Annotated in this window: 12 protein-coding genes; 2 read left to right on the top strand and 10 right to left on the bottom strand. The window is 28.5% G+C overall.

Annotation, left to right across the window (positions count from 1 at the left end; genetic code table 11):
• Positions 1–165: 165 nt before the first annotated feature.
• The 4 genes from ACTT83_RS05290 to ACTT83_RS05275 are packed head-to-tail and all read right to left on the bottom strand — an operon-like array spanning position 166 to position 3,278.
• Positions 166–1,167 (bottom strand): PhoH family protein, encoded by a 1,002-nt coding sequence (locus ACTT83_RS05290; RefSeq protein WP_440919064.1) that lies wholly within the window; start codon positions 1,165–1,167, stop codon positions 166–168.
• A 2-nt stretch (positions 1,168–1,169) separates the two neighbouring features.
• Entirely contained in the window at positions 1,170–2,498 is a 1,329-nt protein-coding gene (gene miaB, locus ACTT83_RS05285) for a tRNA (N6-isopentenyl adenosine(37)-C2)-methylthiotransferase MiaB (protein WP_440919063.1), read from the bottom strand.
• Entirely contained in the window at positions 2,491–2,928 is a 438-nt protein-coding gene (locus tag ACTT83_RS05280) for a Fur family transcriptional regulator (RefSeq protein ID WP_440916841.1), read from the bottom strand. Before ACTT83_RS05280 ends, miaB begins: the two co-directional genes overlap by 8 nt.
• An 8-nt stretch (positions 2,929–2,936) precedes the next feature.
• A complete protein-coding gene (locus ACTT83_RS05275) occupies positions 2,937–3,278 on the bottom strand; it encodes a peptidase M22 (protein ID WP_440919062.1) in 342 nt (113 codons plus the stop codon).
• On the opposite strand from ACTT83_RS05275, the gene ACTT83_RS05270 reads away from it, so the two are divergent.
• On the top strand, positions 3,271–4,332 hold the full coding sequence (locus ACTT83_RS05270; RefSeq protein WP_440919061.1) for a polysaccharide deacetylase family protein: 1,062 nt from the start codon (positions 3,271–3,273) through the stop codon (positions 4,330–4,332). The genes ACTT83_RS05275 and ACTT83_RS05270 overlap by 8 nt on opposite strands.
• Here ACTT83_RS05270 and ACTT83_RS05265 read toward each other — a convergent pair.
• The 4 genes from ACTT83_RS05265 to murJ form a co-directional block, all read right to left on the bottom strand.
• Positions 4,329–5,399, bottom strand: a complete 1,071-nt coding sequence (locus tag ACTT83_RS05265; RefSeq protein WP_440919060.1) for a glucosaminidase domain-containing protein — start codon at positions 5,397–5,399, stop codon at positions 4,329–4,331. The genes ACTT83_RS05270 and ACTT83_RS05265 overlap by 4 nt on opposite strands.
• Before the next feature lie 78 nt (positions 5,400–5,477).
• Positions 5,478–6,017 carry a NifU family protein gene (locus ACTT83_RS05260; RefSeq protein WP_440919059.1) on the bottom strand — a complete coding sequence of 180 codons (540 nt, stop codon included), beginning with the start codon at positions 6,015–6,017 and terminating at the stop codon, positions 5,478–5,480.
• A 52-nt stretch (positions 6,018–6,069) separates the two neighbouring features.
• Positions 6,070–7,071 (bottom strand): tryptophan--tRNA ligase, encoded by a 1,002-nt coding sequence (trpS, locus tag ACTT83_RS05255; protein WP_440919058.1) that lies wholly within the window; start codon positions 7,069–7,071, stop codon positions 6,070–6,072.
• Positions 7,072–7,073: 2 nt separating this feature from the next.
• Positions 7,074–8,603, bottom strand: a complete 1,530-nt coding sequence (gene murJ / locus ACTT83_RS05250) for a murein biosynthesis integral membrane protein MurJ (RefSeq protein ID WP_440919057.1) — start codon at positions 8,601–8,603, stop codon at positions 7,074–7,076.
• 50 nt (positions 8,604–8,653) lie between these two features.
• Here murJ and ACTT83_RS05245 point away from each other — a divergent pair, with 50 nt between their 5' ends.
• Positions 8,654–10,939 carry an NADP-dependent malic enzyme gene (locus ACTT83_RS05245; RefSeq protein WP_440919056.1) on the top strand — a complete coding sequence of 762 codons (2,286 nt, stop codon included), beginning with the start codon at positions 8,654–8,656 and terminating at the stop codon, positions 10,937–10,939.
• On the opposite strand, the gene ACTT83_RS05240 is transcribed toward ACTT83_RS05245, so the two are convergent.
• Positions 10,936–11,529: a BON domain-containing protein gene (locus ACTT83_RS05240; protein WP_440919055.1), complete on the bottom strand. Its 594-nt coding sequence runs from the start codon at positions 11,527–11,529 to the stop codon at positions 10,936–10,938. The two genes, ACTT83_RS05245 and ACTT83_RS05240, sit on opposite strands and share 4 nt — an antisense overlap.
• Positions 11,519–12,368, bottom strand: an 850-nt coding sequence (rsmI, locus tag ACTT83_RS05235) for a 16S rRNA (cytidine(1402)-2'-O)-methyltransferase (protein ID WP_440919054.1), incomplete at its 5' end; no start/stop codon positions are given. The genes rsmI and ACTT83_RS05240, both read right to left, overlap by 11 nt.

Genomic DNA, 12,368 nt, shown 5'->3' with positions numbered 1-12,368 from the left:
TTTTTATTTAAAATTTTAATTTTTTTGTTATTTGAGAGAAGTAACGTAAAATAGATTTTTTTATCTACAAATTTATATTTTTTTGGAAAATGTTTACAAATCTTATTAAAAAATAATTCTTTATTTTTTATTTTTTTTGACCAAGAATTTTCCTCTGAAAGCACATTAACTTTGATCATTATTGTTGTACGCTTTCACAATTTTTGAAACTAAAGGATGCCTCACAACATCTGAGTGATCAAAGTCTACAACTGCAATCTCATTCAAATGGGACAATATCTTTTTTGATCTTTCTAAACCTGACATTTTTTTATTAGGTAAATCTATTTGAGTGGGGTCACCATTTACAACTATTTTTGAATTTTCGCCTATCCTGGTAAGAAACATTTTGATCTGTGTATCAGTAGCATTTTGAGCTTCATCTAAAATTGCAAAAGAATTTTTTAAAGTTCTTCCTCTCATAAAAGCTAAAGGGGCAATTTCAATGTCGCCAATTTCTATCATTCTCTGGATTTTTTCAAAATGAAACAGATCATACAATGAATCATACAAAGGGCGTAGATATGGATCAACTTTCTCTTTCATATCTCCCGGCAGGAAACCTAATCTCTCACCTGCCTCAACCGCAGGTCTAGAAAGTATAATTCTTTCTATTTTTTTTTCTAGCAACATTGTTAAACCTACAGCAACAGCAAGAAAGGTTTTTCCTGTACCAGCAGGTCCGGCAGATATTATTATTTCATTTTGTCTCAACGCTCTAACATACTCTTTTTGTTTTTCTGACCTTGGAATTATAGATTTTTTTGGAGTTTTGATTATATCAGTAACGTTGGTATTTTTTACTTTTTCATTTATCATAAATTGATCAACTGAGGATAAAATATCTTTTTGTTCTATACTACCATTATTTTTAAATTGATTTGCAAGAAATTGAATTGCATTCTTCAAAATTTCATTTTTTTCTGAAGTTGATTTGATTAAGATTGAATTTCCTCTGGAATAAATACTTGAATTGGTTATTTTTTCTAACTCTTTCAAGTTTTGGTTAAATTCACCAACCACTCCCATCAGGAGGTCATTCTCATGAAAAATTACGCTAATTGAATTATTTTCTGAATAAACAAATTTTAGTGACGAATTAATATCTTTTTTAATAGTATTATTCAAACTTAAGCCACTCTTTGTTCTAAATTATCTAAACTTTTACCAAACAATGTATTTTGATTACTACGATTTATTTTTACTTTGATAACTTTTCCCATATCTGATTCATTACCATCAAAAATAACCGAAGTCATGTACTCAGATCGACCAAAAAACTTTGTGCCGCCATCTATCTTATTTTCAACTAAAACATCAATTTCTTTACCCTCAAGTGATTTATTCATATTAATTTGATTGGTAAATAACTGTTTTTGAACTTTTTCTAATCTTGTAAGTGAAATTTTTTTGTCAATTAACTCAAAATTTGCTGCAGTTGTTCCTGGCCTTGGACTAAATATGAAAGAAAAAGAATTTATAAATTTAATTTTTTCAATTAAATCACAAGTTTCATTAAAGTCCTTCTCATTCTCACCGGGATAGGCAATTATAAAATCACTCGAAAACTTTATTTTTGGGTTAATTTTTTGAAGTTTTTCGTAAGTATTAATATAATCACTTATATGATGTTTTCTATTCATTGAATTAAGGATCTTGTCAGATCCACTTTGAACGGGCAGGTGAATTAAAGGCATTAATTTCTTTGAAACACCATATATATTGATAAGATCTTCTGTCATATCTCTTGGATGAGAGGTTGTATATCTAATTCTTTTTATTCCATCTAACTTTTCTATTTCTAAAATCAAATCTGACAATCGGTAATTCTCATAATTATAAGCATTAACATTTTGACCTAGTAATGTTATTTCACGAACTCCATTTTCTGATAAATTCTCTGCTTCCTCTAATATTTTTTTGAATGGTCTTGAGTATTCTGGACCTCTTGTAAATGGTACTACACAGAAATGGCAAAATTTATCACAGCCCTCTTGAACAGTTAAATACGATGAAATTTTTTTTGATGAATTCTTAATATTATCCAAATAATCAAATTTTGTGATGGCATCAAATTCAGTCTCATCTATTTTTTTTTGTTTGGATAAAAATTCTTCAATTTTGTCATTTATTTTATGATAGGCTTGCGGTCCAATAACTATATCGATATAAGGCTCCCTTTTGATCATTTCCTCATTTTCGGCCTGAGCAACACATCCAGCAACTATAACTATCGGTTTTTTTCGTGATCTAAAATTTTTTTTAACACGTCCAATCTCATGATAAACTTTTTCTTTAGCTTTATCTCGAATATGGCACGTGTTTAGTAAATAACAATTAGTCTCTTCGAGATTTTCAGTTTTAACAAAACCTATTTCTCTTACAATATCAAATATTCTGTTAGTGTCATATTCGTTCATTTGACAACCAAAAGTTTTGATAAATATTTTTTTATTCATCTTTTGAGTTTACTTTAACACCATATAACTCAAGTTTATGGTCTACTAACTTATAACCATATTTTTTTGCTACTTTTTTTTGCAACTCTTCAATTTCTTCATCCACAAATTCAATTATTTCACCTGATTTTATATCAATCAAATGATCATGATGACTTTCTATCATTGCTTCATATCTAGCCTTGCCACCTTTAAAATCATGCTTGGTTAAAATTCCTGCTTCCTCGAAAAGCTTAACTGTTCTATAAACTGTGGCTATGCTTATTTTTGGATCAACTTTCGATACACGACTATATAACTCATCAACATCCGGATGATCAGACTCACCATAAGCGGATTTTGACTCAGAGATTACCTTAGCAATAATCCGCCTCTGCTCAGTTAACTTTACCCCTTTAGATAAACATTGTTGTTCAATTGTATCTGACATAATTGATTTTAACTTAAATAAATAGGATTAATCAAATTTTTTTCAACTTTCAATTTATCGCAAAGTTTTGGGATATTTTCGTATTTAACCTCATTTTTTTCACTAAAATCCTCAAAACTAAAACAATAATAATCAATTTTATTGGTTAAATGAAAAGCTTTAACAACTGATAAGGAATTTCTTATCCCCGCAAAACTTCCAGGACCTCGATTAACATAAATTTGGGAAACTTTATTTAAATTTAATTTTTTTTTATTTAGAAAATCGTTAATTAAAATAGATAATTTTTCATAATTTATTTTGGAATTTTCATGAGTAATGCTGTAATTAATATCATTACTAATGATCATTAAAAAAATTTTATCTCTAGCAGCATCTATAATTAGCTTATTCATTTTACAATTTATATTTCTAGTTAATTCTATTTCACAAGAGAATAATATCAAATCTTATTCTAAAGATAGCGGTGTTTTATCGTTGATGTATCATCGCTTTAATGAAAATAAATATCCATCAACAAATATAAGAATGGATATGTTTGATAAACAAATGAAAATTATTAAAAGTCAAGGGTATGAATTTTATGACCCTAAAGATTTTTTAAATGAATTTAATAAAGTAAAAAAGAGTAAGAAAATTTTAATTACAATAGATGATGGATTTAAATCATTTTACAATGAGGCCTGGCCATATCTTAAAAAAAATAAAATTCCATTCATCTTATTTGTATCTACTGAACCTGTAGGTAAAAGAGGGTATATGACTTGGGATGAAATTAAAGAAATCAACGACTCAAATATAGGCTATATTGGGCACCACTCACATACGCATGAATATTTGATTGATAAGACAGAAAAAGAATTTATCAAAGATATAGAAACAGCGACTGAAATTTTTAAAGATAAATTGGGGTATGTCCCACCGATATTTTCATATCCTTTTGGTGAATATTCTTTTTTTATGAAAAATTATATATCAAAAAATTTTGAATTAGCTTTTGGACAACACTCTGGAATAATTGATAACAATAAAGATAAATTTGAATTACCAAGATTTCCGATAAATGAAAAGTACGGAGATTTAAAACGATTTAATTCACTAATAAATTATAATCCTCTAGAATACAAATCTCTTAAACCAGTAGAAAAAAAATTATCAAATAAAGATAATCCACCAAAATTAATTGTGGAATTTTTTGATAATCAAAAAAATATTAAGAATATTAATTGTTATTCAAATGATGGTGGTTCATGGGGCCAACCAAATTTAGTATTCGAAAAAAATGTTCTATATATCAATTTCAAATCTAAATTTTTACCAAGACGTGGAAGAATAAATTGTTCCTTAAATGATAATGGCAAGTGGCGTTGGTTTGGAACCCAATTTGTTATAATGGAAAATTAAATTAAACTTTCAAGCTCTTTACTCGAAGGAAGTAACTTAGCATCATCAAAATCTTTTAAATTGTTTTGATTAATAATTTTTTGCAAAACTTCCACATATTGATTTCCTGTTTCAGCATAATTTTTTAAAAATTGAGAAAGAATTAAACTATCTAAAGGTTGATTATTATCTCTTAAATGTGCTCTTGCTAATCTAAAATTTTTATATGATCGATGGGTATTTAAATTTCTTTGATAAGCTCTAACTGAGGCCTGTAATACATTAAATTTCATAACTTTATGACCCTTATTCTCATCAGCCTCTTTAGGTTTTAAGCCCTCACCAGACCAAGTCCATTGCCCAAAAAGTGCATTACCCTCTTGTGCAAATCTTGATGTTCCCCATCCTGTTTCTTTCGCAGCTTGAGCAAGTGCTAAAGAAACTGGTATTTCATCCATCCTGATTTTGAGTGTTGTTAAATCTTTAGATGTTACTCCATACTGTTTGTATTTTTTTTCAAGCCATTTTTTTTCTAATTTAGTATTATTGCTTTTATTTATAATTTTAAACAAAGTCTTTCGATCTAATCTAATATTATTATTTTCTTTTAAGACTAAAGGTAAGACAATTTGAATAAAAAACTCCTTTCTTTTCTTGGTACTTTCGATCATTTTTATTTCACCAGGAAGTAAGGTTAATGCAACAGGCTTAACTAACTTTGTTTGCCTTACATCATCTAGTTTATAATCGGTGTCTTGAAATAATTGTTTAATTGTAGATGCATTTAATCTTACTGTGTCTGTTTCAAGATCGTTCAAACTAAAAATATCGATTAACAAATCTTTTTCATTTAATTCTCCTCCATCAGACTCGACACCCTCTTTTTTATTAAGTGTATAAGCTAGAATGGCTTTTGAATTATTTTGAAATTCTTTGTCTTCTAAAAGTTGCTTATTAGCAAAATTAATTATTGATGGAATATGATAGAATGAAAAAACAACAAAAATACTTGTTAAAAATATTCTTGGAATTGCACCAATTCGTCTGTCATCAAAAAACTTAAACATTTTTAAGTTCTTTCTTCTCATTCTAACAAAATAAAATTTTGAATTAAAAAAAATCAATTGGTTTAAAAATTTTAGATTTTTTAACTTAAAATTAAACATTTAAAGAGCCTCAACCTTCTTAACTTCTGGTAGATAGTGACAAAGAAGATTTTGTACACCTTGTTTTAATGTCATAGTTGAACTTGGACAACCTGAACAACTCCCTTGAAGCTGCACTTTAACAATACCATCTTTAAACTCTTTAAATTTAATATCTCCGCCATCTTTCGCAACTGCAGGTCTGATTTTTTCGTCTAATATTTTAACTATTTTTTTTTCTATATCTTTTAAATTTTCATTATTTTCAATTAAAGTATTTTCAACAACACACTCTTTTCCGCTAGAGTAAAAATCATTGATTAAAGAAATTACTATATGTTTAATTTCATCCCATGATGTGTGATCATATTTATTTATTGAGATAAAATCTTTACCAAGAAAAATACCTTCAACACCATTTATGGAGAGCAAATTTTTAATTAATTCATTATTAGTTTGATCTTTTTGTGTAATTTCAAATGACCCTTTATTTGAAACATTCTTACCTGGTAAGAATTTTAAAGAATTTGGGTTCGGCGTTATTTCAGTCTGGACAAACATGATTTATATATAATCAATAATTGTAAAAATGAAACTTGTTAATAAAAAAATCCTAAAAACCAACAAGTTCTTGTATTTTTTTTACCTTTTCCGAGGCTATTTTATCTGCTTTTTGAGTTCCCTCTAATAGTATTTTATCTAAATATTTTTTTTCTCTTAACAACTTTTTAATTTCCAAAGATATTGGATAAATTTTATCAACCATAACTTGTGATAAATTTTCTTTAAATTCTGAGAAATTTTTTCCAGAAAATTTATTTATTGTATCCTCTAAACTTACATCCATTAAACTAGAATAAATACCCATCAAATTCTTTGCTTCGGGTCTTTTTTCTAAATCTGCACTAGCGGATGGTAATTGCAAAGTATCAGTTTTTGCTTTTTTGATTTTATTTATTATTTGTTCTTTATCATCTGTTAAATTTATCCTGCTCAGATCTGATAATTCAGATTTACTCATTTTTTTTGTACCATCTCTCAAGCTCATAATTCTTGAAAACTCTTTTTGAATTAATGGCTCAGGAATTTTAAAAAAATTGTCAGCATTGAAATCATTATTAAATTTTTGAGCTATATCTCGACAAAGTTCCAAATGTTGCTTTTGATCATCTCCAACAGGTACATGGGTAGTGTCATATAACAAAATATCTGCTGCCATTAGAACAGGATAAGAATAAAGACCGATACTTGCTTTTTCTTTATCTTTTCCAGCTTTCTCTTTAAATTGGGTCATTCTATTAAGCCATCCCATTCTAGCAACACAACTTAATATCCAGGCTGTTTCTGAATGAGCACTCACACTTGATTGATTAAAGATAATACTTTTTTTAGGATCAATACCACAAGCAATAAAAGTTGCTATAGTTTCATAAATATTATCTTTTAATTTTTTTGGATTTTGAGCAACTGTTATCGCATGAAGATCAACAACACAGAACACACACTCATTTTGATCTTCATTATTAAGTTTTACAAAATTTTTAATTGCTCCCAAATAATTTCCAAGATGAAGATTTCCAGTAGGTTGAACACCTGAAAAAATTTTTTTTCCCATATTTAATACTTTAGTTTAATATCACCATATTTGAAAGCTTTGATAAATAATGAAAAACTCAAATAGAATATAAGACTTAAAAAAGCTGAAAGTATCAAATAAAAAGATTTTAAATTATATTCATAAATCAATTTATTTTGAAAAAACAAAATTAAATAATTAAAAAATATTCCCATTAATATAGATGCCAGAAGTATTTTAATTAATTTAGTGAAAAATAATTTACTAAATTCAAATAAATCTTTGTTTTTTAAATAAACAAATAATATTATTGCATTAAACCATGATGAAATTGTCGTAGCTATAGGAATGATTATAAAACCGATTTCTCTAAAAAAATAGACACTTATTAATATATTTAAAATTACCGAAATTAATGAAATATAAAATGGTGTTTTAGTATCCTGATTTGCGAAAAAAAAAGTCGAAAATACTTTTATTAATGCAAAAGCAGGCAATCCCAAACCAAAATAGTAAAGCGCGTTTGCCGAGTTAGATACTGACAACTCATCAAAAGAACCATAACCAAATAATGCTGAAATAATTTGTTCTGACCCAACAATTAAAGCAACTGAAGCTGGTAAACTTAAAAACATACTAAGCTCAAGTGCTTTATTTTGTAATATAAGTATTTTATTTTTTTTTTTTAAAAAAACATGTTTAGAAAGTTGTGGTAAAACAACCACTCCTATTGCAATTCCTGCTATTGCAAGGTTAATTTGGTAAATCCTATCAGCATAATACAAATAAGACACGGCGCTGGCTTGAAAAGATGCAATTATAGTACCAACAAGAATATTAATTTGAGTAACTCCTGATGAAAAAATACTAGGTAAAAGTTTTTTGAAAAAAAATTTAACCTTATTATTAATTTTGAAATTAAAATTAATTTTTATGAAATAAAACTTTTTTGTAAAATGATACAAAAATACTAATTGTAATAGTCCTGCAATAGAAACTCCATATGATAAATAATAAACTAGTTCGTCGTTAAGAAATTTGCCAAAAAATAAAATTGCTATCAAAACTATATTAAGGATTATTGGAGCCGCAGAGGCAGCTGCAAACTTATTGTGAGAATTAAGAATTGCCGCAAAAAAAGAGGATAAACTTACAAATAATAAAAATGGGAGAGTTATCCTTGTAAGATTAACAGCTAGCTGAATTTTTTCAGAATCATCAACAAAACCTGGCGCTATTAGTCTCACAAAAGCTGGCATGAAAATTTCTATAATTAAAACTAAAAATAATAGACCTAAAAATAATAAATTGAAAATTTCGTTAGCAAACTTATGTGATCCAGAATTTTTTTTTACTAATTCTGAAGTGTAACTTGGTATAAAAGCTGCATTAAAAGTTCCTTCTGCAAATAATCTTCTAAAAGTATTAGGTATTCTAAATGCTACAAAAAATGCATCTGCTAAAAAACTTGTTCCAAGAAAAATTGCTATCAAAACATCTCTTAAATAACCAAGTAATCGACTGATAATAGTATAAAAACCAAAAGTCCCTGTTGACTTAACTAAATTCATAAATCATATTAGTCTTAATTTTACCCCATTTGTACACCTAATTAACATAAATGAAAAAAACAAAAATTGATCATTACACAGATAAAGAAGCTTTAGACTTTCACAAAGATAAAAAGCCAGGCAAGATTGAAATATCTTCCTCAAAAAACATGACGACAAAGAGAGATCTCGCTTTAGCATATTCTCCTGGCGTGGCAGCACCTGTTAGAGCAATTAGTGAAAATCCTGAAACAGCATTTGATTATACCAGTAAAGGAAATCTTGTTGCAGTAATCAGTAATGGGTCGGCAATTTTAGGTATGGGAAATTTAGGTGCGTTAGCATCTAAACCTGTTATGGAGGGAAAGGCTGTTTTATTTAAAAGGTTTGCTGATATAGACTCTATTGATTTAGAGATAGACTCTCAGGATCCGAATGAAATCATTAATAGCATAAAAAATTTTGCTCCAAGTTTTGGGGGTATTAATCTTGAAGATATTGCTGCTCCTGATTGTTTTATTATTGAGGAAAAGCTTAAAGAAATACTTGATATACCTGTGTTTCATGATGATCAGCATGGAACTGCGATTATCACAACTGCAGCACTTATTAATGCTTTGGACATTTGTAAAAAAAAAATTGATAAAGTTAAAATAGTTGTAAATGGTGCCGGAGCTTCAGCTATGGCTTGCGCTAATTTATTTAAAAAGACTGGTGTGCCCCAAAAAAATATTACAATGGTAGACAGAACAGGGGTCATTTACAGAGGTCGAGATAATTTGAACCAATGGAAATCAAGTCATGCAACTGAGACAAAAGAGAGAACTTTGGATGATGCTATTACTAATGCAGATGTTTTTTTAGGCTTATCTGCGAAAGGAGCATTAACTAAAGACATGGTTAAAAAAATGGCAAAAAATCCAATTATATTTGCATGTGCTAACCCTGACCCAGAAATTACACCTGAAGAAATTGAGGAAGTTAGAGATGATGCAATTATAGCGACTGGAAGGTCAGATTATCCTAATCAAGTAAACAATTTAATAGGGTTTCCATATATTTTTAGAGGTGCGTTAGATGTGCGGTCAAAAACAATTAATGAAGATATGAAAATTGCAGCTGCACATGCGATAGCAAAATTAGCTAAAGAGGACGTGCCGGATGAAGTCATTGCAGCAATGGGAGGTGAAAGACCTCATTATGGAAAAGATTATATAATTCCATCAACATTCGATCCAAGATTAATAAGTGTTATACCGGCTGCAGTTGCTAAAGCTGCTATTGATACTGGAGTTGCAAGAAAAAAAATTGATGATTTTGATGTCTATAAAGATCAACTTAAGCAACGATTAGATCCAACGGTAACAATTATGCAAGGAGTTAATGGCTATATTAAGAAAAAACAAAAAAAAGTTGTTTTTGCTGATGGTGAAGATGAAAATACTCTTAAAGCTGCGATAGCTTTCAAAAACTCTGACTTGGGTATACCTATCTTAGTTGGAAAAGAGGAGCTAATTAAAAATCAAATAAAAAAAATTGGTTATAACGAAAATTTTGATATTGAAATTGTAAACTCAAAAGACACCACTAAAAGAGAAAAATATGTAAAATATTTATTTAAAAAACTCCAAAGAGAAAAGGGTATGTTAGAGTGGGATTGTGATAGACTAGTAAGAAACGACAGGGTAATTTGGGCATCATGTATGGTTGCATGTCAGGATGCAGATGCAATGATAACTGGGAACACAAGAAGATATTCATCTTCGCTCGAAAAAATAGTTAAAGTCGTCGACTCCAGACCAGGTGAAATTATGTTCGGATTAAATTTAGTTGTAAATAGAGGTAAAACAATCTTTATTTGTGATACATCAGTTATAGAATATCCAGATGCAAAACAATTAGCTGAAATGGCAAAATCAGCTGCAAGGGTAGCAAAATTATTTGGTTTTGATCCCAAAGTCGCTTTTTTATCTCACTCTACTTTTGGAGAGCCAGCTACAGATAGAACAAAAAGATTAAGTGATGCTGTTGAAATTTTAAAATCAGACAAAGTAGACTTTAAATTTGATGGCGAGATGCAGCCAGATGTAGCCCTGGAAGAAATGTATAAAGAACTTTACCCATTTTCTGAGATAGTTGGTAATTCGAATGTTTTAATTATGCCAAGCCAGCATAGCGCTGCTATTTCATATAAAATGATCAAGTCAATGAGTAGAGCAAAAGTGATTGGACCTTTATTAATTGGCTTAGGTCTACCAATCGAGATAGCCCCTTTAAGATCATCAACTTCTGATATATTGAATTTAGCATCAATTGCCGCTTATTCTGCTGATGTAATTGATTATAAAAAAAATTAGTTAGTTTTAATCCTTAAATTATCAACTAATAAAATACTAGCAATGACGTCCTCAACATCTAAAATTTCTTTTGCTTCTGAAATTACAAGATCTTTTTCATCTTTAGTTTGAGAAATACCATAGATATAAATTTTCTTTTTATAGGTATCTATTTGGTAATTTGTAGCCTTAATTTCTTTATTTATAATTAAGGCAGTTCTCAACTGTGAGGTAATTAATAAATCTTTAGCTGATTGTTTAAAATTAAAAGCCTCTTTTATTTTGATATCGTTTCTAACAGATCTCACACCATCAGTTTCCCAAGCAATTTTAGTTAATTTTAATTTTTCTTCTGGTTCATCAACTTTTCCAGTTAGAAATATTCTGCCATCCAAAACTTTTGATTTTACTGATAAAAGATAATTTTTATTCATGATTAAAATTCTAGCAGTTAGGTTTTTTTGCATCAAAGAATCGTCTATCTGTGTTCCCAAAGATCTCGGATCTATTGCTATACTTACACCTGTTCCAAATATTCCTGAAGATGATACTCCTGCGCATCCGTTCAAAATAAAACCAACAAAAAGTGCAATAAGTATTTTATTTTTCATTTTTAATTTTTAAGCAATAATCATAGACAATTTTTTTTGAAATATCATTTTTACGAATAATTAAATTAGTAATTTCTTTTATACTTAGTTTATTTATCATCACTCTAATCAATCTTTTATCTGATTCATCTAAAGTTTGTGAAGCTTTTTTGTCATGAACTTTTTCTGAAATAACGATAGTCAATTCACCTTTTAAATCACTTTTTAATGGTTCTAAATCTTCAACTTTTGATCTTTTATACTCCTCATAAAACTTTGTCATTTCTCTACAAATCAGAATTTTTCTTCCTATAAAATTTTTTTTAATTAGAGGAATATTCTTATTAATTTTCTTTGGCGAAATAAAAAAAACGATTGAACTATTTAATTTTGATAAATTCTCCAAATCTTCTCTTAATATTTTATCCTTTTCAGGAAAAAATCCATAAAAGAAAAACTTTTCTGAAAACCCTGATATTGAGACTGCTGATATGACTGCTGAAGCACCAGGTATAGGAATAATATTAATGTTATTCTTAATGCACTCATTAACTAATATAGAACCTGGATCTGAAATACCTGGAGTGCCAGCATCTGAAATTAAAGAAATAAGTGACCCTTGGTTAATTAACTTTATAATTTTTACAACATTTTTTTTCTCATTAAATTTATGGTTAGCAATTAAATTTGCTCTGATTTGGTATTTTTCTAATAAATTTTTAGAAATTCTAGTATCTTCACACAAAATGTAATCTGAACTTTTGAGAATTTCTATGGCTCTGAGACTAATATCACTTAAATTCCCAATCGGAGTCGAGACTAAATATAGACTTTTTTTGAACACTCTATTAGCAGATTTT

Origin of the sequence: Candidatus Pelagibacter sp., from assembly GCF_052049775.1 — a bacterium.
Taxonomy (GTDB): Bacteria; Pseudomonadota; Alphaproteobacteria; order Pelagibacterales; family Pelagibacteraceae; genus Pelagibacter.
The sequence above is the reverse complement of the archived record's forward strand: the minus strand, read 5'-3'. Positions and strand labels throughout refer to the sequence as shown.

Excerpts from the sequence above, each read along its gene's own strand:
- ACTT83_RS05270 (WP_440919061.1), top strand. The coding sequence starts at position 3,271 with ATGATCATTAAAAAAATTTTATCTCTAGCAGCATCTATAATTAGCTTA.
- murJ (WP_440919057.1), bottom strand. The coding sequence starts at position 8,603 with ATGAATTTAGTTAAGTCAACAGGGACTTTTGGTTTTTATACTATTATC.
- ACTT83_RS05280 (WP_440916841.1), bottom strand. The coding sequence starts at position 2,928 with ATGTCAGATACAATTGAACAACAATGTTTATCTAAAGGGGTAAAGTTA.
- miaB (WP_440919063.1), bottom strand. The coding sequence starts at position 2,498 with ATGAATAAAAAAATATTTATCAAAACTTTTGGTTGTCAAATGAACGAA.
- ACTT83_RS05260 (WP_440919059.1), bottom strand. The coding sequence starts at position 6,017 with ATGTTTGTCCAGACTGAAATAACGCCGAACCCAAATTCTTTAAAATTC.
- ACTT83_RS05265 (WP_440919060.1), bottom strand. The coding sequence starts at position 5,399 with ATGAGAAGAAAGAACTTAAAAATGTTTAAGTTTTTTGATGACAGACGA.
- ACTT83_RS05275 (WP_440919062.1), bottom strand. The coding sequence starts at position 3,278 with ATGATCATTAGTAATGATATTAATTACAGCATTACTCATGAAAATTCC.
- ACTT83_RS05240 (WP_440919055.1), bottom strand. The coding sequence starts at position 11,529 with ATGAAAAATAAAATACTTATTGCACTTTTTGTTGGTTTTATTTTGAAC.
- ACTT83_RS05245 (WP_440919056.1), top strand. The coding sequence starts at position 8,654 with ATGAAAAAAACAAAAATTGATCATTACACAGATAAAGAAGCTTTAGAC.
- trpS (WP_440919058.1), bottom strand. The coding sequence starts at position 7,071 with ATGGGAAAAAAAATTTTTTCAGGTGTTCAACCTACTGGAAATCTTCAT.